Annotated in this window: 22 protein-coding genes; 11 read left to right on the forward strand and 11 right to left on the reverse strand. The window is 51.3% G+C overall.

Features of this window, described 5'->3' with window-relative positions; genetic code table 11:
• Positions 1-7 precede the first annotated feature (7 nt).
• The 5 genes from EFA69_RS08395 to EFA69_RS08415 all read right to left on the reverse strand — a co-directional run bounded on the left by EFA69_RS08395 (position 8) and on the right by EFA69_RS08415 (position 4,851).
• The gene (locus tag EFA69_RS08395; RefSeq protein ID WP_123132653.1) at positions 8-400 is read right to left on the reverse strand and encodes a VOC family protein; all 393 of its coding nucleotides are present in this window, start codon (positions 398-400) and stop codon (positions 8-10) included.
• Positions 401-543: 143 nt separating this feature from the next.
• Entirely contained in the window at positions 544-1,296 is a 753-nt protein-coding gene (locus tag EFA69_RS08400) for an SDR family NAD(P)-dependent oxidoreductase (protein ID WP_123132654.1), read from the reverse strand.
• 9 nt (positions 1,297-1,305) lie between these two features.
• Positions 1,306-2,085 carry a type IX secretion/gliding motility protein PorT/SprT gene (gene porT / locus EFA69_RS08405; protein ID WP_123132655.1) on the reverse strand — a complete coding sequence of 260 codons (780 nt, stop codon included), beginning with the start codon at positions 2,083-2,085 and terminating at the stop codon, positions 1,306-1,308.
• Positions 2,034-2,756: a bifunctional demethylmenaquinone methyltransferase/2-methoxy-6-polyprenyl-1,4-benzoquinol methylase UbiE gene (gene ubiE / locus EFA69_RS08410; protein WP_123132656.1), complete on the reverse strand. Its 723-nt coding sequence runs from the start codon at positions 2,754-2,756 to the stop codon at positions 2,034-2,036. The genes porT and ubiE overlap by 52 nt, the downstream gene beginning before the upstream one ends.
• A 151-nt stretch (positions 2,757-2,907) precedes the next feature.
• Positions 2,908-4,851: an OmpA family protein gene (locus EFA69_RS08415; protein WP_123132657.1), complete on the reverse strand. Its 1,944-nt coding sequence runs from the start codon at positions 4,849-4,851 to the stop codon at positions 2,908-2,910.
• A gap of 378 nt (positions 4,852-5,229) precedes the next feature.
• Here EFA69_RS08415 and yihA point away from each other — a divergent pair, with 378 nt between their 5' ends.
• From yihA to EFA69_RS08430, 3 genes are read left to right on the forward strand one after another with little or no spacing between them, the layout of a single operon-like run.
• Positions 5,230-5,844 (forward strand): ribosome biogenesis GTP-binding protein YihA/YsxC, encoded by a 615-nt coding sequence (gene yihA, locus EFA69_RS08420; RefSeq protein WP_123132658.1) that lies wholly within the window; start codon positions 5,230-5,232, stop codon positions 5,842-5,844.
• 32 nt (positions 5,845-5,876) lie between these two features.
• Positions 5,877-6,260, forward strand: coding sequence for an energy transducer TonB (locus tag EFA69_RS08425; protein WP_123132659.1), 384 nt, complete (start codon positions 5,877-5,879; stop codon positions 6,258-6,260).
• 27 nt (positions 6,261-6,287) lie between these two features.
• On the forward strand, positions 6,288-6,746 hold the full coding sequence (locus EFA69_RS08430; protein WP_123132660.1) for a DUF5606 family protein: 459 nt from the start codon (positions 6,288-6,290) through the stop codon (positions 6,744-6,746).
• 88 nt (positions 6,747-6,834) lie between these two features.
• Here EFA69_RS08430 and fbp read toward each other — a convergent pair whose 3' ends face one another.
• Positions 6,835-7,866, reverse strand: coding sequence for a class 1 fructose-bisphosphatase (fbp, locus tag EFA69_RS08435; RefSeq protein ID WP_123132661.1), 1,032 nt, complete (start codon positions 7,864-7,866; stop codon positions 6,835-6,837).
• 121 nt (positions 7,867-7,987) lie between these two features.
• Between fbp and EFA69_RS08440 the strand changes: the two genes are divergently transcribed.
• From EFA69_RS08440 to EFA69_RS08460, 5 genes are all read left to right on the forward strand, one after another.
• Positions 7,988-9,265, forward strand: a complete 1,278-nt coding sequence (locus EFA69_RS08440; protein WP_123132662.1) for an aspartate kinase — start codon at positions 7,988-7,990, stop codon at positions 9,263-9,265.
• A 226-nt stretch (positions 9,266-9,491) separates the two neighbouring features.
• On the forward strand, positions 9,492-10,121 hold the full coding sequence (locus EFA69_RS08445) for a peroxiredoxin (RefSeq protein ID WP_123132663.1): 630 nt from the start codon (positions 9,492-9,494) through the stop codon (positions 10,119-10,121).
• 303 nt (positions 10,122-10,424) lie between these two features.
• Positions 10,425-11,681, forward strand: a complete 1,257-nt coding sequence (locus tag EFA69_RS08450) for a 3-deoxy-D-manno-octulosonic acid transferase (protein WP_123132664.1) — start codon at positions 10,425-10,427, stop codon at positions 11,679-11,681.
• The gene (gene rsgA / locus EFA69_RS08455; protein WP_123132665.1) at positions 11,678-12,601 is read left to right on the forward strand and encodes a ribosome small subunit-dependent GTPase A; all 924 of its coding nucleotides are present in this window, start codon (positions 11,678-11,680) and stop codon (positions 12,599-12,601) included. Before EFA69_RS08450 ends, rsgA begins: the two co-directional genes overlap by 4 nt.
• Positions 12,602-12,812: 211 nt before the next feature.
• Positions 12,813-13,271, forward strand: a complete 459-nt coding sequence (locus EFA69_RS08460; protein ID WP_123132666.1) for a peptidylprolyl isomerase — start codon at positions 12,813-12,815, stop codon at positions 13,269-13,271.
• Between the two features lie 101 nt (positions 13,272-13,372).
• Here EFA69_RS08460 and EFA69_RS08465 read toward each other — a convergent pair whose 3' ends face one another.
• The 3 genes from EFA69_RS08465 to EFA69_RS08475 form a co-directional block, all read right to left on the reverse strand.
• Positions 13,373-14,128, reverse strand: coding sequence for a ZIP family metal transporter (locus tag EFA69_RS08465; RefSeq protein ID WP_123132667.1), 756 nt, complete (start codon positions 14,126-14,128; stop codon positions 13,373-13,375).
• Positions 14,129-14,272: 144 nt separating this feature from the next.
• Entirely contained in the window at positions 14,273-14,647 is a 375-nt protein-coding gene (locus tag EFA69_RS08470) for a nuclear transport factor 2 family protein (RefSeq protein WP_123132668.1), read from the reverse strand.
• A gap of 301 nt (positions 14,648-14,948) precedes the next feature.
• Positions 14,949-16,493: a sigma 54-interacting transcriptional regulator gene (locus tag EFA69_RS08475; protein ID WP_123132669.1), complete on the reverse strand. Its 1,545-nt coding sequence runs from the start codon at positions 16,491-16,493 to the stop codon at positions 14,949-14,951.
• 80 nt (positions 16,494-16,573) lie between these two features.
• On the opposite strand from EFA69_RS08475, the gene EFA69_RS20265 reads away from it, so the two are divergent.
• The gene (locus EFA69_RS20265) at positions 16,574-16,750 is read left to right on the forward strand and encodes a hypothetical protein (protein WP_183906726.1); all 177 of its coding nucleotides are present in this window, start codon (positions 16,574-16,576) and stop codon (positions 16,748-16,750) included.
• A gap of 81 nt (positions 16,751-16,831) precedes the next feature.
• Positions 16,832-17,011: a hypothetical protein gene (locus EFA69_RS08480; RefSeq protein WP_123132670.1), complete on the forward strand. Its 180-nt coding sequence runs from the start codon at positions 16,832-16,834 to the stop codon at positions 17,009-17,011.
• Positions 17,012-17,060: 49 nt separating this feature from the next.
• Here EFA69_RS08480 and EFA69_RS08485 read toward each other — a convergent pair whose 3' ends face one another.
• On the reverse strand, positions 17,061-18,161 hold the full coding sequence (locus EFA69_RS08485) for a vWA domain-containing protein (RefSeq protein WP_123132671.1): 1,101 nt from the start codon (positions 18,159-18,161) through the stop codon (positions 17,061-17,063).
• Between the two features lie 277 nt (positions 18,162-18,438).
• Between EFA69_RS08485 and EFA69_RS08490 the strand changes: the two genes are divergently transcribed.
• Entirely contained in the window at positions 18,439-18,729 is a 291-nt protein-coding gene (locus EFA69_RS08490) for a DUF427 domain-containing protein (protein ID WP_123132672.1), read from the forward strand.
• 133 nt (positions 18,730-18,862) lie between these two features.
• Here the strand turns inward: EFA69_RS08490 and EFA69_RS08495 are convergent, their stop codons facing one another.
• A complete protein-coding gene (locus tag EFA69_RS08495; protein ID WP_123132673.1) occupies positions 18,863-19,846 on the reverse strand; it encodes an acyl-ACP desaturase in 984 nt (327 codons plus the stop codon).
• Between the last annotated feature and the right edge of the window lie 223 nt (positions 19,847-20,069).

The raw sequence follows: 20,069 nt of genomic DNA on the forward strand, positions 1-20,069 counted from the left end.
GCAACGCTTATTTGTCCCACATGCCCGGCATCACAATCTCCAGTAAATGCTGGTCGGGGTCCCGGAAGTAGCAGGACTTTCGGCCGTGGGGCCATGGCTGCTCGTGCTCTATGGCTATTGCCGCTTGCCTTAGTTTGTCCTTCCAAGGCTCGTATTCTTCAGGTTCGCACTCAAACGCCAGGTGCAGCTGCCCTTGCCCAAAATGCGGTGGCAAGTCTTTGCTCTCCTTGGTAGCCTGCGCGTTAAAGCACAGCAACACAGAATTCCCTACCCTGAAGAACACGTGCCGGTCGGCCACTTGCCCAATCACCTCAAGCTCTAATACCTGGGTATAGAATTGAGTGGTACGGTCTAAATCCTGCACATAGAGGCAGGTCTCTTTTATTTGCCTGAACGTCATGGGCGCCATTTTTCTCTCCTGCAACGGAAAAGCGCCTAGGATAGATGTCTTGTTTCAGGCCTGATTCTGAAAAAACGGCCCCTAAACAGAAAGCCTCACCCGTGGCAGAACAGGTGAGGCTTTCAATTGTCAATGGAAAATAATTACTGTTTATGAATGACAGTAGCTGAAGCCTGCGCCGAGGGCAGTACCAGTACTTCGGCAATGTTCACATGCTTGGGGCGGGTAACCATAAAGAGAATGATATCGGCTATGTCTTCGGCGGTCAAAGGCTCAAAGCCCTGATAAACGCTGGCCGCCCGTTCTTTATCGCCTTTGAAGCGCACTTCAGAGAACTCAGTCTCCACGGCTCCGGGGTTTACCTCAGACACCTTCACTCCTTCATGCACCAAATCAATGCGCATGGCTTTGGAAAGGGCGTCTACCGCAAATTTGCTGGCGCAGTACACGTTCCCGTTGGCATAGGCTTCTTTGCCGGCAATAGAACCAATGTTGATGATATGACCGGCTTTTCGCTCCACCATGATGGGCAGCACCTCTTTGGTCACGTACAACAGACCTTTCACGTTGATGTCCAGCATAGCGTCCCAATCGTCTACGTTGCCGCTTTGGATGGGGGCCAGCCCGTGGGCATTGCCGGCGTTGTTCACCAAGATATCTACTGCGCGCCACTCAGCCGGCAGTGCGGCAATGGCGTTGTGCACCGCTTCCTTGTCCCGCACGTCAAATTCCAGCGGATAAATCTGCTCGGTTCCAAATTGGGAAATTAGTTCCTGCAAACGCTCGGTGCGCCTACCGGCAATAATTACCTTGAATCCTTGTTGGACGAACGCGATGGCGGTGGCTTTTCCGATCCCGGATGTGGCACCGGTGACCAAAGCTATTTTCTGCGTCATAGAAAGCGGCTATTCAAAGTTGAGATAAAGGGTGACGGTGTTGGTGTTGAGCTGCTGGATGCTGTTGTTGAACACACTGTTGGCAGGCTCATGAATGTTGGTGATACCTCTGGAAAACCGAAGCTCAGGAGCAAACTTGAAGAATGGGTAGAACATGTCCAGCCCCACGCCATATTCAATGGCAAAATCAAAGTTTCTCACCTGCAGCACATCATTGCCTTTTTTCTGTCCGCCCACCACGTAGGAAGGCTTCACCCCGGCAATGAAATACATTTGGGTGTTCTTGCGGCGCTTAGACTCATATTTCACCAGCAAAGGCAATTCGCCGGAAAAAGTATTGATCTCCTGCAAGATGTCACCGCCCTCAATTCCATTGGTAGGGTCTGCCGGTACACCTTTGTATTCAATGGCTCTGCTGTAATAGCCTACGCCTGGTTGCGCTCTCAGCACGAAATCGGGCGACAGGCGCAGGGAGGTGATGAAGTTGACGTTGAAACCTACGTTCGTCTTCTCATTCACTGAAAAGGTGGTGTTTCGGTTTCCTTCTGGGTCCTGCGCAGCAATTTGGTCTACATAGGACTGTGAATGCTCCAGTTGGTACCAGGAACCGTTCACGCCCAACGAGAAGCCCCAGCGGAGTCTCTTGAATTCATAGCCGGGCAGATTCTCCCCTTTCAGGTTGCCTTGTGCCTGGCTTTGCTGACTGATGGACAACAACGCCAGTACCAGAGACGCTATTATTTTGTACCGGTGTAAATGGAGCTGATGCCGAAGGTAAGTGAGTGCCATTCTGTATTCTTATACCCTATTTTCTTAAAAATTGCCAGAAAATCATTTCCGTCTGGGAACGCCTGCACAGACTCTGGCAGGTACGTGTACGCAGCATTGTCTTTAGAGATCATTTTCCCAAAAACTGGCAAGATGTGTTTGAAGTAAAAGTTATAGCCCTGCTTAAATGGAAACTGCTGCGGCTTTGAAAACTCCAGAATCACGGCCCTGCCACCCGGTTTGAGCACCCTGAACATCTCTGACAAACCTTTCTCCAGATTCTCAAAATTCCGGACTCCGAACGCCACCGTAATGGCATCAAAATAATTGTCGGGGAACTGGATGTTCTCAGAGTCACCCAGCTGCAACTGCACCAGATGGTCTAAGCCACGCTTGCTAATCTTTTCCCGGCCTACCTGGAGCATTCCCTCAGAGATGTCTATCCCGATGATCTGTTTAGGCTTGAGCCGAAGCGTCTCCAGGGCAAAATCTCCGGTGCCGGTGGCAATATCCAGGATCATCTGCGGCTTAGACTGTTCCAGCAGTTTTACTGCTCTTTTGCGCCAGTAGATGTCTACTCCTGCACTAAGGAAGTGGTTCAGAAAATCATACCGTTTGGCAATGCTGTTAAACATGTTTGCCACCTGTGTTTTCTTACCTTCTTCCTGGTCTTTGTATGGAACTATGGACATGTACTCAGTTTGATTAAAGAGAGCAAAGCTACTATGCTTTAACTACATTTCCTGCATTATGTTGTGTACATGTTACCCATAAAGACAAAGCCCCGGCCAATGGCCGGGGCTTTGTCTTTATGGTGTTTTCTAGGAAACACCTCAGAAACGGTTATTTCTGGTCTTGCCCTTTGATCACGTTAAACTCTGTACGGCGGTTCAACTGCATGTTCTCAGCAGAGTTGTTCGGTGCAGCCGGACGACGCTCACCATAAGAAACGGTAATCATGCGGTTGCTAGGAATACCTTGCTGAATCAGGTAGTTGTAAGCAGCCATGGCGCGATTCTCACCTAAGGTAATGTTGTAGGCATCTGAGGCACGGGAGTCGGTGTGGCCGTCAATGGAGATACGCAGGGTTGGGTTGGCTTTCAGGACACGGGCAATGTTATCCAGTTCTGAGATAGACTCAGGACGCAGGTTATATTTGTCAGTGTCATAGTAGATGCGCTTGAAGGCGAATGCTCCTACCCCAATACCAGTAGTATCTTCAAAGGCAATGTAAAAGTCTTTCTCAAACACGGTAGTGTCGTTCAAAGACATAGGCACTTCATACTGCTCTGTGGCAATCGTTCTTCCGTCTTTAGACAAGGTTACCTGGTAAGGACGCGCAGAAAGCACAGATACCTGGTAGTTCCCTGAATCTGGCTTGGTAACATCACGGTACTCAAGCGGCGTGTTATTGGCAGTTTTACCGGAGAATACTAACTCTACACCTGGAATAATAGTGCTATCACGCAAGCTGTACACGTGGCCTCTTACAATGGCATTGCGGATGTAGTTGATGGTGTAAATGTCTTTTTCACCGTAACCACCCATGCGGTAAGAAGACAGGTACGCGTAAGAAGCATCTGGGCTTAAACGGTAGTATGTATCATCGTCTGGCGTGTTCACAGGATAGCCCATGTTCTCAGGTCTGCTCCAGCGGCGGGCAACAGTATCAAATCTAGTCACAAAGATATCATAACCCCCCATGGTATTGTGGCCACGTGAGCTGAAGTACATGGTCAAGCCATCTGCCGTAAAATAAGGGCTATCTTCATCAAAAGGAGTGTTTACACCGTTACCGAAGTTCTTAGGGGCACCCCACTCACCGTTGGGCTGGCGCTTTGAGTAATAGATATCTAAGTCACCGTTCTGAGAGAACTGGCTTGTAGAGAAGTAAAGCGTTGAACCATCTCTGGTGATGAACGCATCGCTTTCAAAACCTTTTGAGTTGATGTTTTTGCCTAACTTCTGCGGCTGCCCCCAATCACCCCCGTCTCGGCTGGTCATAAAGATATCTCCACCTTCATCCTGACGGTACATCAGCATTTTAGTGTCGTTGTCAAACAACTGAATGGAGGCATCGTGGCCAGTACCGTTCAAACGACCGCTCAAAGAACGAGGAGTTTCCCATGAATCTGGTCCAAGGCGGCGGGTTTCAAAGATATCTTCAAAGTATTCACCGTCTTCGGCAGCTTTCCCGCCGGTAACCCCGGCACTACGCGAGGTGAATAAAAGATAGTTGTTATCGGAGGAAATCACTGGGCTGTGCTCAGAATAAGGCGTATTTACTGTTGGCCCCAAGTTTTTCACGAAGACGTCTTTAGGGTTGGCAACCTCTCTCTTCGCGTTACGGGCGTGCTGCAACAAAAGAGCCGCTTGTTCTTTGCCTTCATCATCTCGCTTGCCTAGTGTAGCCTGGTAGGCCTGCGCGTTTTTGATGGCGTTGTCAAACTCGTAGTTTACCAGATCAACCCGTCCTAACCAATACAGCACGTCATCCCCAACCTTGGGTTTCATTCTGTAGGCTTTGTAAATGTATTCGCTCGCCTTTTCTTTGTCAAAGGCGATTAAGCTAATCCCGGCCCGGTACATTGCCTTTGCATTGTCAGGATCACGCTCCAACGCCCTCTCATAGTAAGGCAAGGCCGCCCGGAAATTTGCCTGGTTGAAAAGTTTGTCCCCACTCCGGATAAGCTTACGCGTACTCTGGGCCATGGCCGTTGAAACCATGAGAAACAGTGTCAGAAATAATAATGATGTTCTAAACAACCGCTTGTCTAAGTGATTCATAGTGTAAAGGTTTAGATATAGTAGCTACTAGTGGGCGCTTAAGCGAAAAGTGTATTTGTATCAATTCTGTGGTTTACGTTCTCTTTGGCAGATGCGGTTTAGAGAAGTTACAATAATATTCAAAAAATCTAAGATAGCTTCTCCTCTATACAAATTTATTACCATGTAAATATTAGTAAAGTGCCGCAATATAGAAAAACTATCTTATCTGAGACGAATTCCAGCATCGCTTATTCGCCCTACGATACTCCAAAATGACCCAGATGGTTACTAAAAATATAAAAAGAATATATTAAGCCGTAGGCCCAGGAGAGATTTTTTAAGCGTTAGCCGTTTATTTGGTACCTTTGTGTTTGTCAATAAACGCGTGTAGAGAATATGGTCATCAAAGAAGCAAAGTTTATTACCAGCAATACCCGCGCCGATCTGTGCCCCCAGACAGAGCTCCCGGAATATGCGTTTATTGGGCGATCTAACGTAGGGAAGTCATCGCTCATCAACATGCTCACCAACCGGCTGAAACTGGCGAAGACTTCCTCTTTTCCGGGCAAAACCCAGCTCATCAACCATTTCCTTATCAATGACAACTGGTATCTGGTAGATTTACCAGGGTACGGTTGGGCCAAGGTAAGCAAAGATTCTAGAGAGCAGTGGCGTAAGATGATTATGTATTACCTCAAAAACCGCCCCAACCTGGCCTGTGTTTTTGTATTGATAGACTCCCGGCTACCCCCTCAGAAAGTAGATTTGGATTTTATGGAGCTTTTGGGAACCATGGGTGTTCCCTTTGTGCTTATTTTCACAAAGACAGACAAGCAGTCTGGCACGAAAACTGATGCTAACATTGCTTTCTATCTTAAAACGCTGCAAGATACCTGGGAAGAGTTGCCTATGTACATGAAGAGTTCGTCTGCCACCAAAGAAGGACGCGACGAGATCCTCCAGTTCATAAGTGACGTAAACCAACGGTATGAGGAAGAGCGAAAAGCCTAAAATCTATTCACTGCTTAATTATTATTTCTGAGATGAAAGTAAAACACGTTCTGGTAGCAGCCTCCCTGGCCTTCTTTACCGCAGGTACCTGTGCCGCGCAAACCGCCCCCAAGGCAACCGCCGCCCAAACCGGAAAATTGCCGGTGGCAGAACATTACCCTGGTGGCCAAGACTCTCTGGTGGCGCATCTGCAACGCAGCATCCAGTACCCAGCCATGGCTAAACGCAACCGCGTGATGGGCACCTGCATTATCCATTTCACTTTAAAAGAAGACGGTGCTATCACCAATGCAAAAATTCTGAAGGAAGTAGGCGGCGGCACCGGACAGGAGGCCCTGCGGGTGGTTCAGTTGCTTAAATTCAATGCCCCAGGATACAGCCAGGAGTACAGCGTACCCGTGAACTTCAAATTATAACCAACCTATATAACCTTAATTATCTCTATGCCATTTGACCTGAGAGAGATCGCTTCTATTTCCGGTATGCCCGGCCTTTACAAGATTATAGCGCCCACCCGCAATGGAATCATTGTAGAAAGCCTCGCCGATAAACCAGTACGGAGTGTGGCACAGGCCCGCAACCGCGTTTCTATCCTGCATGAAATCTCTATGTACACCAATGACGAAGAACATACAGTTCCGTTGGCGGAGATCTTTGACAGGATCAGAAACCAATACGGCGACAACCTGCCGGTAAGCGCAAAATCAAGCACGCAGGAACTGGGGGCGTTTGTGGAGTCGGTTCTTCCAGACTATGACCAGGACCGGGTATATGCTTCAGACATGAAGAAGTTAGTGCAGTGGTACCAACTGGTAAATCAGTTTGTGCCTTACGCAGAAGAAGCTGCTGCTTCTAGCGCTGACACTGCTGAAGAGAAAGAAGACACTGCCTCTGCCGAGTAATCTTATAAGCACCAGAACCGGCCTAAACGCACTGCGGCCCCTGTTTGAGCAGGGGCCGCAGTGCGTTTAGGCCGGTTAAGCAAGAAGTTTAAGCCAGCAAAGAAGCTCTTGCCGGTCTCTCTCTGGCAACCAATAAAGATTCCACCTCTTCCACCATTTCAGTGGAGCCTATGTAAAAAGTACACCGCTGGTGCAGATCAGACGGCTGTATTTCCAGAATGCGCTGCCGTCCGTCTGAGGCTTTCCCACCGGCCTGCTCCACTATAAAGGATAGTGCGTTACACTCATACAGGAGTCTTAGTTTTCCGCCTGGGGCTTTTAAGGTATTAGGGTACAGATAAATTCCTCCTTTCAACAGGTTGCGGTGGAAATCTGCCACCAGGGAGCCTATGTAGCGGGCGGCATAGTTGCGTACCCGGCAAAGTTCTACGTAATGCTTAATTCTTTCCGGGAAGTGGTTAAACCCGCCTTCGTTTACTGAGTAGATATTGCCGGTGCGCGGAATGGTGATGTTGGGGTGCGACAGGAAGAACTCACCTAGTGAAGTTTCATAGGTGAAGCCGTTCACGCCGTTACCGGTGGTGTATACCAACATGGTGCTAGACCCGTAGATAATGTATCCGGCAGCCACTTGTTCCGTTCCTTTCTGGAAACAATCTTCCAAAGTTGCCTCTGTACCTAACTCCGTTACCCGGCGGTAAATAGAGAAGATAGTACCAATAGACACGTTCACGTCAATGTTGGAAGAACCGTCTAAGGGGTCAATGGCTACAATGTATTTCCCTTTGTGGTTGCCCGTTAAAATCATTTCATCCTCTTCCTCAGAAATAATGGCACAGACCTCTCCCCCGTTACGCAGGGCGCGAATGAAACGGATATTAGCCACCACATCCAGTTTCTGCTGGTCTTCTCCCTGCACGTTCTGCTTGCCATAGGCACCGCCAATGTCGGTGAGGCCCGCGTGGTTGATGGCTCTATTTACTATTTTTGCGGCCAACGCAATATCGCGCAGCAGCTGGGAGAGCTCTCCGGTAGCGTAGGGAAAATCTTCTTGTTTCCGCATAATGAACCGGTCTAGGGTAGTACCCACCGGCAGGGCCAAATCTTCTTTTAGTGTCATAGGAGTAGGTAAAATAAGTGGACGGAACAGATGATTAGGTTTTTAAATAATTACAAAAATAACAATAAACAAGACAAAAACTAAAGCTTGTTTGCCAACTTTACACAATAATAACTTTTGAATGATAGTTTTTAAATTTGGAGGCGCCTCTGTGAAAGACGCGGCGGCTTTCAGGAATATACTCCGGATTCTGTCTGGGCTTGACCATACGCAAAAACCATTGGTGGTGGTTTCAGCCATGGGCAAAACCACCAATGCGCTGGAGAAGGTGTACCGGTTGGCTTTTCAGAAACTTGATTATTCCGCCGCCTTGCAGGAAACCCGGCAGTATCACCTTCAAATTGCGCAGGAGCTGTTTGCCGGCTCCAATCACCCCATTCATGCCGCCCTTCAGCAGCAATTCAACTACCTGGAGCTCCTTCTGGAACACCTGCAGCCCGTAGATTTTGATCGCCAGTATGACCAGATCATTAGTGTGGGCGAACTGTTGTCTAGCCTCATGCTGCACCACTTCCTGGCCAGCCAAGGCTACCCAAACCAATGGATTGACTGCCGCGACTACCTGCGCACCGATGCCACCTGGCGCGAAGCCCGCCTAGACTGGACCTGGACCGAAAAGCAGATCAGGCAGCACTTACCGGCAGTCCTGGAACAACAGCCTATCATCACGCAGGGCTTCATTGGCCGCTCCGCCAGCGGCGAAACCACCACGCTGGGCCGGGAAGGCTCAGACTTCAGTGCAGCCATTTTCGCCTATTGCCTGCGGGCAGAGTCGCTCACCATCTGGAAAGACGTACCCGGACTGCTGAACGCTGACCCTAAACTGTTCAAGGAGACCACCAGGTATGAGGAAATCGCCTATCAGGAGGCCATTGAGATGGCGTATTACGGGGCTTCGGTCATTCACCCTAAAACGGTGCAGCCTCTGGCCCAGCGTTGCATTCCGCTGTACGTAAAGTCGTTTCTGCACCCAAGTGAGCCCGGCACCGTGATCTGGAACTGCCAGCACGAGCGCATCGCCCCGTCGTTTATCCTGAAGCAGAACCAGTGCCTGCTGTCTTTCCATACCAAAGATTTCGGGTTTATCTCTGAGCAGCACCTGAGCACTATTTTCAAAGCCTTGAGCCAGCACCGCCTCAAGATCAACATGATGCAGAATTCGGCTATCTCTTTTTCTACGTGCGTAGACGCAGATGAAACCCGCGTGGAGGCGCTTAAAGCAGAGCTGGCCCAGGAGTTTGTGATTCTATACAACCAGCCGCTGCACCTGTTCACCATCAAGAACTATGACCAGCCCAGTCTGGAGAAACTCACCCACGGCAAAGAGATCCTGCTGGAGCAACGCAGCCGCCAGACGTTCCAGTTCGTGTGCCGCCCTACCCAAGAATTTCCGCTGTAACGTGTTCACTGGTTTGCGTTTAGGGGCTATTTTTCCAAAAACAGCCCCTAAACGCAAACATTTACCTCTCAGGGAATAAAAGAGGCACAGGCCAAAAGCTCTCTTTTACGCCGGGGTTGCAGGGTAAACGCTTGTGCCGTACCTTTGTGGCCGCAAAGCGCAAGGTAGGCCCATAGCTCTCCTCAAGGCGTTTTGTATCATCAATTCTAAAATATTTAACCTTATCATGGCAGTATTAGTAGGTAAAAAAGCACCTTCTTTCAAAGCCACCGCTGTTGTAGACGGTGAGTTTGAAGAGGATTTCTCTCTTGACCAATATGTAGGCAAACAACATGTGGTATTCTTCTTTTACCCAATGGACTTCACGTTTGTATGCCCTACTGAAATCATCGCTTTCCAGGAGCGTATGGAAGAGTTCAAGCGTAAGAACGTTGCGGTGGTAGGTTGCTCTACAGACACGCACCAGTCGCACTGGGCTTGGTTGAACACCCCCCGCGAAAAAGGCGGTATCCAGGGCGTGGCCTATCCGCTGGTAGCTGACGCTACTAAGACAATCTCTGCGAACTATGACGTATTGGCGGGTCACTATGACTACAACGACCAAGGCGAGATGATCTTCGTGGGCGAGCCGGTAGCTTACCGCGGTCTGTTCCTGATTGACAAAGAAGGTGTGGTGCGCCACCAAGTGGTGAACGACATGCCACTTGGCCGCAGCATTGACGAGGCGCTCAGAATGGTAGACGCCCTGCAGTACTTTGAAGAAAAAGGCGAAGTTTGCCCAGCTAACTGGGAAGAAGGCAAAGAAGGAATGCAAGCTACCCACGAGGGAGTTTCCAACTACCTGGCCAGCCACTAAGCCCCACTCTTTCCAATATCTGGAAACGCCCCCGCCACAGACGGGGGCGTTTCTGTTTTCAGGCCGCCTGCATATCTGGCCGGTCCCTAGTATCCTTTGCGTTTAGGGGCTAATTTCCAAAAAAGAGGCCCTAAACGCAGCCCCATGAAAAGGACTGGCACATGCCCTAGCGGAGTATTTTAGCGCTACAACTGTACCTTCCTAAGGAGAACCCAGTATCTTTACCGAAATGGCACGGCATCTCTTGAGAACCTTGCCGGCAACAGTCCCCCAACCTATTGTTGATAAAAAACCCTGTCAGAAATGTCAAAGATCCTGTATGAAGTGGGTGTACGGGCCTATGGCCTGGGCGTGCGCCTGGCGGCTCCCTTCCACCAGAAAGCAGCCCAATGGGTAAACGGACGTAAAGAGGTTTTTGCCGAGATCCACCAGAAGCTCCAGCAGAACACGGCTCCCGTGGCCTGGTTCCACTGCGCCAGCCTGGGCGAGTTTGAGCAGGGCCGCCCGCTCATTGAGGCCTTCCGGCAGAAGTTCCCAGACTACAAGATTGTGCTCACGTTTTTCTCCCCCTCGGGCTATGAGGTCCGGAAGAACTACGCCCACGCCGATTTCATCTTCTACCTGCCCCTGGATACTGCCGTAAACGCCCGGCGCTTCCTTGCCCTGGTCAAGCCTAAACTGGCCGTTTTTGTGAAGTATGAGTTCTGGCACCATTACACCAAGGCGCTGCGCAAGCGCCATGTGCCGCTCATCTCCATTTCGGCTATTTTCAGGCCCAACCAGATCTACTTTAAAAAGAACGGAGGCTTTTACCGGCGCATTCTGGAGCGTTTCACGTACATTTTCACCCAGAACCAGGAATCGGCGCAGTTGTTGGCCAGCCTCAACCTGAGCAACGTGAGCATGGCCGGCGATACGCGGGTAGACCGGGTGTTGCAGACGGCCCAGAACGCGGCGCCCATTCCGGTAGCCCAGGCCTTCAAAGCAGATTCTCCCGTCATGGTCATTGGCAGCAGCTGGCCCCAGGACTTAGAAGTGCTACTCCCCTTTATGCAGGAGCAACTGCCTTCCCTTAAATTCATCCTGGCGCCGCACGAAATCAAAGACAAAGAACTAGCCCAAATAGAAGAGCAGTTCCCGGGCCAGGCCATCCGGTTTTCCCGCGCCGATGCGGCTTCCGTGGCCTCGGCGCGGATTCTGCTCATTGACAACATTGGCATGCTCTCCAGCCTCTACCAGTACGCCGATTACGCCTACGTGGGCGGAGCCTTCGGGAAGGGCTTGCACAACACGCTGGAGCCCGCCGCTTTTGGTCCGCCTATTTTCTTCGGGCCCAAATACAGCAAGTTTCAGGAAGCCATAGACCTCATTGAGGCGGGCGTGGCGTTCTCGGTGCGGTCTACCCAGGAGCTGAGCAAGGCGTTTACTGCGCTTCAGGAAAACCCTGCCCGGCGCAAGAACATAAAGGTGGCTACCCAGGCCTACTTAGAGAAACAGGCCGGCGCCACAGAGCGTATCTTAACTTCTTTGGAATATTGGTTACCTTCGCGGCAGGAATGACAGGCACTGTAGTAAAATCGACCGGCTCTTGGTATTTGGTACGCACCCACGCGCAAGGGGAGCTGTACAAATGCCGCCTACGCGGAAAATTCAAAAACAAAGGACTCAAAGTAAGCAACCCCATTGCCGTGGGCGATGAGGTGAAGCTGGAGCCCGAAGGGGAGGAAAAACAGGGCGTCATCACAGATATTACCCCGCGCCGCAACTACATCATCCGGAAGTCTACGCACAAGGCGCACCACGCGCACATTGTGGCCTCCAACCTGGACCAGGCTTTTCTGGTGGTCACGCTGGTGTCGCCGCGCACGTCTTTTGGGTTCATTGACCGTTTCCTGGTCACCGCTGAGGCCTATGACATTCCGGCCACGCTGCTGTTCAACAAACTGGATCTGTATGACCAAGAGGCCCAGCAGTACCTGGAGCAGGTGATGCAGCTGTACCGCAACATTGGCTACCCGTGTTACCCCTGCTCGGCCCACACCGGCCAGGGAATTCAGGAAATCCAGGAGCTCCTTGCCGGTAAAGTAACCCTGTTTACCGGCCACTCGGGGGTGGGCAAAAGTACGCTGGTGAACACGCTGGTACCTGATCTGGACATCAAAACCTCAGAAATCTCCGCGTTCTCAGACAAAGGCGTGCACACCACCACCTTCGCGGAGATGTTTGAGGTTGGTCCCAACACCTTCCTGATTGATACGCCCGGCATCAAGGAACTGGGCGTGGTGGAGATGCAGCGCGAAGAGATCAGTCATTATTTCCCGGAGATGCGCGCCCGCCTGAACAAATGCCGTTTTGACAACTGCATCCACGTGAATGAACCGGGTTGCGCCATTCAGGAGGCCGTGAAGAAAGGCAAAATCGCCCTGCCGCGCTACGAGAGCTACCTCAGCCTGCTTCAGAACGATGATTCGCACCGGTAAAAGTATAGTCCTGAGTTCTGAGTCTTGAGTACTGAGTTTTAAGTTGCGTTTAGGGGCTGTTTTTCAGAAAAGAGGGGCAAAACAATGTGTGCAGAGGGTTCCTTCGCCCCGCTTTCCGGCAGGCCGTAAAAAATACGTACCTTTGCGTTCAGGTTGCTGCGCTTATGCGGCGGCAACAAATTAGAATAGTTAAAACAGAAATAGACTTCTTATGAAAACCGCAGAAATCCATACCCCTAAGGGCGTGATGAAAGTAGAGTTCTACGAGCAGGATGCCCCTAAAACCGTTGCCAACTTCACTAAACTGGCCAAAGAAGGTTTCTATGACGGCCTTACGTTTCACCGCGTGCTGCCAGACTTCGTGATCCAGGGCGGTTGCCCAAACACCCGCGAAGGCGCCAAAGGCATGCCCGGCACCGGCGGACCCGGCTATAAAATTGACTGTGAGTTAACCGGCGGCAACCAGTACCACGACCGTGGCGTGTTGTCTATGGCGCACGCAGGCCGCAACACCGGCGGTTCGCAGTTCTTCATCTGCCACAGCCGCAACAACACCGCGCACTTAGACCGCAACCACACCTGCTTCGGGAAAGTGGTAGAAGGTTTGGACGTGATTGACCAAATCAAAGCGGGCGACAGAATTGAGAAAATTGTAGTAAACGAGGCGTAAATCGCAACTTACTTCAATACTATCAGAAAGCCGGAAGATTTACCTCTTCCGGCTTTTCTGTTTTAAGTCTGTTTTTGGAAAAAGAGCCGCTAAACGCAAATTCAACCGCCGGCGTGGCTCAGCAGGAAGGCCGTGAGAAAACCCAGTACCGTGATGAGTCCGGTGAAATCATGGGTTACTTCAAACGCCTCTGGGATCATGGTGTCTGAGATCATGGCCAGAATGGCACCCGCCGCCAACGCCGTGGTAGCCGCGATCACATCGGGCGAGAGCCCACTGAAGACGGTGTACCCCAACAGCGCCGCCACCCCAGAAATCACGGCAATAGCGCCCCACACGCCAAAAATATATATTTTGCTGCGGTTGGCTTTCTTCATGCCCACGGCGCTGGACAAACCTTCGGGTACGTTAGACAGAAACACCGCCGCCACTACCGCCAGGCTCACGTTGCTACCCGAGATCATGCTGATGCCAATGGCGATGGACTCCGGCACGCCGTCTATGAGTGCGCCAATGGCCAGCGCCAAGCCGCTGCCCTCGGTCTCGGCCTCAGAGGTTTGCTGGTCGCCGGAGCGTTTGCGGTTATGGCCGCCTCTTTTTTTCAGGAGCCAATTGGCCCCTGTGTACACCACCGCGCCGCCCAGAAACCCAATAGCCGTGGCATCAAAACCGCCCTGTTCGTAGGCTTCGTCCATGAGTTCAAACGCCAGCGCCGAGATCAATACCCCCGCCCCAAACGCCATCACGCTGGAAGACACCTTGGCCGAAACTTTTGCGTAGTACCCCACGGCTGCACCAATGAGCAAGGCGGCTCCGCCCAATAATCCCCAGAGGGTAGCTTGTAACCAAATTGGCATAATGGCTGTCTTCAGGTGAACAAAAGCCCACTTACCAGGGGCAAGCGGCTCAGCTTTCTACGCCTCTTACCCCGCCAGGTTATCGGGCCAGCGCCCTGCACGCTGGGGGATTATTCTTCTGCTGCAGGCAGTTCCGGCACTACATCAGCTGATGTCCTGGATGGAAATGATTTTCCCGTCCTGGAAGCGGAAGACAGAGGTTCCGGTCAATTCCAGTTTGTCCCCCGCCCGAAGCCCGCTGGGAAGATCTACTGCCAGAACTCCGGTATAGTCAATGGCAACGGTTACTTCATCGGCGGCGGTTTCCTTCAGGCTAGTAATACGCTGCTCCCGCTGAATAAACAGCGCCTTCGCTTTCTCCGCCTGCTCTCTGAACGCCTGCACGCCGTGCAATTCAAGGTTTACCGCACCGGCGGCAATGTTCTGGAAATGTACCTCCGCGTGCAGATCAGACACCATTCCGTCTACATCAAAGGCGTTATAGGCTTCAATATACTTTTCTACCAGCTCTTGCTTCATGATTTTTGATTTGGCCTAATATTAAAAGGATTTCTGCTATTTCCCTCTATTCATGACCAGTTCTCAAAGCTGAATCTACTTTTAGCTTTGCCGGTAACCGCCTTTTCTGAAACATATAATCTTCGTCCCCAATGCTGAACGAACGGAAGATCTCCGCGGGCAGATGTGTTTCCGTTTAAGAGCCGTTTTTCTAAAATCGGGGCTAAAACAGGAGTGGCAGACGAGCCTTAAAAAAACAAAAGCCGAAGCTGTGCGGCTTCGGCTTTGGAATACGTTTTGGGCCTGTTTTCAGAAAAACGGCTTAGAAACGGTCGTTATCATCCTCGTCTTCGTCCTCGTCATCACTCAGGCTGAAGCCGCCGCCGGAGAACATGCTGCTCAATAAATCTTTGAACTGAAGCCCGGCGGTGAGGCGGTTGCGGGAAATGAGGCTGTACTCGGCCAGGCCGTGCAGGCAGAACTCCATGAAGAAGAGGTGCTCGGCTTCGTCTTTGGCCTTGGGCTGATATTTATCCACCACGTCTGAAAGGCCCGGCACCTGGTTGAGCACCCGCTTGTACTCGGCGTCTGAGGCATCGGTTAACAGATCAAGGGTATGGCCGTCTGAGAACCAGGCGGTCACTTTCTTGTATGGGTCTTTGTCTTTCTGCTTCTTGAATTTGTCTGGGTCTGGGAAATAGTTCAGGAACTGCGTTCTGATGGCTTTGCCCATTAAGCGGTAGGCCACGCCGCCGGCTCCCTCCTGCTCGCCCTCGTACACCAGCTCCACCTTGCCGGTCACGGCCGGAACCGCCGCCAGAAAGTCTGACACACGCACGTGGGTCTGGGCCTCAGCGTTGGTGAGCACCCGCAGTTCGGCGGCACTGATCACGCTTTCATACGCCGAGATGGTGAGACGCGCCGACACCCCGCTTTTGGCATCTACGTACTCGCTCTCGCGGGCTTCAAAGGCGATCTGTTCCACCAGGTCATGGATAAGCTCATGGCCTTTCACGCGCTCCTGCTGGGCCTCTGTGATGCGGGCTTCCTGCTTGGTGATGCGCTTGCCTACTTCAATGCTCTTAGGATAGTGCGTGATGATCTGTGAGTCTATGCGGTCTTTGAGCGGTGTCACAATAGAACCGCGGTTGGTGTAGTCCTCTGGGTTGGCGGTAAACACAAACTGGATGTCCAGCGGAAGCCTGATCTTGAAACCCCTGATCTGGATATCGCCTTCCTGCAAGATATTGAACAGAGACACCTGGATACGCGCCTGCAAATCTGGTAACTCATTGATCACAAAAATACCGCGGTGCGCCCTTGGGATCAGCCCGAAATGAATGACCCGTTCGTCTGAGTACGGCAGTTTGAGCGTGGCGGCTTTGATGGGGTCGGCGTCTCCGATGAGGTCCGCCACCGACACGTCTGGGGTGGCGAGTTTCTCGGTGTAGCGCTCGTCGCGGTGCAGCCAAGTAATAGGGGTATCATCGCCGTGGTGGGCGATCTGGTCTACGGCGTAGCGCGAAAGCGGCTGAAAGGGGTCATCGTTCAGCTCAGAACCAACCACCACGGGCACGTACTCGTCCAGGAGCTGCACCATGAGGCGCGCAATGCGGGTTTTGGCCTGCCCACGCAAGCCCAGCAGGTTAATGTGGTGGCGGCTCAGGATAGCGCGTTGCAGGTCTGGGATCACGGTCTCTTCGTAACCATAAATGCCGGGAAACACTTCTTCGCCGCTGCTCAGTTTTTTAATGAGGTTGGCGCGCAGTTCTTCTTTCACGCTCCGGGGCTCATAGCCGGCGGCCTTCAGTTGGCCCAGGGTCTTGATCTTTTGCAGTTGCTCTGCGGGTATATCAGAATAAAGCATTTTTCTATTGCTGGTTGATTGATTGCTGATTGATTTTTAAAGTACGTATCTTGAAGAAAAAACTCTAGCACAACAAGGTTATGATGCGCTTCAAGTCACGTTCGTTTTTACTTTCGGTGTTGGCCCGTCTGCTCACGTTTGCCGGTCTTTTCATGATCCTGACCAAGGATGACAACGTCTACCTTGCCTTAAGCCTTATTTTCACCGGCGGATTGTTGAACTTGGCTCCCTGGATAAGAAAACGTCTCCTCTCCTGATGTTTTGCGTTTAGCGCCTCTTTTTGGAAAAACAGCCCCTAAACGCAAAAGTTTGTATTGTAGCCCTTATCTTGTACTACTATGAAGAATTATTCGCTCCTGTATCTATTGGCCACGGTTCTTGTGGTAGCCGCCGCCGCTTTACGCATGACGCATGTGATTGAGCGGCCAGTATTCTATCTCATTTTCGGGATTAGCATTATCTTGTCTTTTGTGGCCGGCTCTTTCAAGAAGAAGGCCCTAAAGAAAGAGCATGAGTAATGGCGTTTAGGGGCTGTTTTCTGAAAAAGAGCCTCTAAACGCAATGGCCTCACATTCTCTTCTTCCGGTTACGGCCGTAGTCTCTAAACACCAGATCACCCAGACCTTTGAGGCTGCTGTAATACGCCTGCCCGTTGTTTACCTGGGTGAATTCTTCCACAAACTGCTGCAGGTACGGATCTGAGGCAATCATGAACGTGGTGATGGGAATGCCCAGCCTACGGCACTGCGCTGCCAGGTTCAGGGTTTTGTTCACCACTCTCCTATCCAGCCCGAAACTGTTTTTATAGTACTTGAGGCCCTCTTTTAAGCAGGTGGGCTTGCCGTCTGTGATCATGAAAATCTGCTTGTTGCTGGTTTTGCGGCGGCGCAGCAGGTCCATGGCCAGTTCCAGCCCGGCAACGGTGTTGGTGTGGTACGGCCCCACCATGAGGTAGGGCAGGTCTTTCACGCTGATCTGCCAGGCATCGTTGCCAAACACAATAATGTCCAGGTTGTCTTTGGGGTACTTGATCTTGACCAGTTCGGCCAGGGCCATGGCTACTTTTTTAGCGGGCGTGATGCGGTCTTCGCCGTACAGAATCATGGAGTGCGAGATGTCAATCATGAGCACGGTGCTGGTCTGCGTCTTGTGCTCGCGTTCGGTTACCTCCAGGTCCTGCTCCGTGAGAAAGAAATCATCTGCGATGCCGTGCTGGATCTGCGCGTTGCGGATGGACTCCGTGAGCTCAATCTGCTCGGGCGCATCACCAAAACGGAACTCCCGCCTATCGGCCGAAGGCTCATCACCAATACCGGCTTTGGGCGTGGTGTGGTTGCCGCGGCCGCCTTTCTTCAGTTTCCCGAAGATTTCTTCCAGCGCGCTTTTCCTGATCTTCTGCTCGCCTTTGGCCTGCAGGTTAAACTTACCGTCTGGGCCTTTGTCATCTATGTAGCCGTTCTTCTTGAGGTCTTCAAAGAAATCGCCCAAGCCATAGGAGTCATTGGTGAGGTTGTAACGCTTGTCTAACTCACTCATCCAGGACATGGCTTCGGCCACGTCTCCGGCGGTGAGGGTAATCAATTGGAGGAAAATCTGGAGCAAAGATTCAAATCCCTGGTCTTTGGGTTCCTCCGGCACATAATCTGTGAATCTATATCCGGCTGCCATGTTTCTGGTTTTTAAAAAGACACAAGATACAAGACGTAAGACACAAGACAGTTCACAGAGTAGTATGCTTTTGCACACCGCCTCTCCTCCTTCTAATGGAACTTTCTTAATGAGGGATATTCAAGAATCTGAGGTCTTACGTCCTGTATCTTGTGTCTTTAGCTAACAACGTGTTAACGCAAATGTTCTCAGAAAGGTAACCTTCTGGTAAAAAATGAGTAAACACTAGCAAATAATGCAATGAAATTATTACTTTAATACCATTCCAATCTTACTTATGCGTGCTATCTGGAAAAATACGATTCTAGCGGAGAGTGATACTACCATTGAGGTAGACGGAAACCATTATTTCCCGCCTTCCTCTCTGCGCTGGGAGTTCTTTAAGCCCAGTACCAGACACTCCGTATGCTCCCGCAAGGGAGAGGCTTCTTATTACTCAGTACAGGTAGGCCATTTCGAAAACCAGGACGCCGCCTGGACTTACCCCAAGCCCCAGGAGGAAAAAGTAAAGGAGATTGAGGGTTTTATCGCTTTCTGGAAAGGGGTGCAGGTAGTAGGCAAGAATTAGGGATTGACCATCACGGCCACTTACCCATAGTTCATATAAAAGGTTAGCGTTGAATGTAAAACGCCCGGCAAAAGTATCTGCCGGGCGTTTTCGCGTTAATCCTGGAAAAAGAGCCGCTAAACGGCTTTAGGTGCTAGGAGTCAATCCACTTGAATTTGTACTGCAGTTCTGGTACGCGCAGACGGTCTGCCACGCGGCGCAGGCGGTTGGGCAGGGCCATTAAATAGTCGCGGGCGCGCTCGCCGGCTTCATTAAGACCGGTCATGCTGGAGATTTTCCACTCCCTGATGAGGGTTTCCATGATCTCCACGTAATCTGAGGAGGTATAGACACCAATACGCTGGGCGGCATCTGTGAAGTGGCCGAAGGTCTGCCCCTGGTCAATGCCCAGTTCGCGCAGGTAGTGCGCCGGCATCACAATCTTCTTGCGCATCATGTCTTCAAAGGCGATCATCATCTCAGAGGGGTCTACCTCAAAGATTTTTTTCACGAAGGTTTTGTACGCCTTGGCGTGACGTCCTTCATCGGCGGCAATAAAGTTACAGATACGGGACAAGGTGGTCTCTCCGGCTTTCTTGGCCAAAGCGCCCACACGGCGGTGCGACACGTTGGTAGCCGTTTCCTGGAAAGAAGTATACACGAAGCTACGGTACGGGTCGTCATCAGTCTGGATGTCCATGCCGTCGGCGATGAGGTACTGGGTGGAAGCTTCCATCTGGCGCATGTCAATGCGGCCGGTCAGGTACAGATAGCGGTTGAGCAGGTCGCCGTGGCGGTTTTCCTCAGAGGTCCAGCCGCGGTTCCATTTCATCCAGGAAGAATCAGGGTTACGGTTCACATCTTTGATGCTCATGATCCAGCTCTCATAGGTAGGCAGGGCCTCCTCGGTGATGGTGTCACCAATAAGAACCGCCAACAGGTCATAAGACAATTCACGGGCACGCTCTTTCAGCTCCCGGATCTCATCAAAGAACGAATCCAAACGGGCATCTGGCAGAAAGTCGGCAGGTTGCCAGCTATCCTCCACAGATTTAAGGAACTCCGGCAGGGCTGTGTCCAGGAAGTTCTCTAAGTATTTCATCACCTCCGTACGGGTGGCTATGGCCTTTTCTAACATAAGTTCTTTTAGATATGGAAGAGCAAATATATCACATTTAAAACAGAAAGCCCGGCACCCGCTCGTTTCCTCTAAAACTAGCCGCCGCAGACCTTCCCCCGGATACTTCTCAACTAGGTACTACGTAAAAAAGCAAGCGAGGGTGTCAGTATTTATCTGGGCGGGGAGAATTACCCTGCAATCTTTATCTTTGGGCAGAAGCTTTGCCCTACATGCCCCAGCC

The organism is Rufibacter immobilis (assembly GCF_003721565.1).
In the GTDB taxonomy this organism is placed as follows: Bacteria; Bacteroidota; Bacteroidia; order Cytophagales; family Hymenobacteraceae; genus Nibribacter; species Nibribacter immobilis.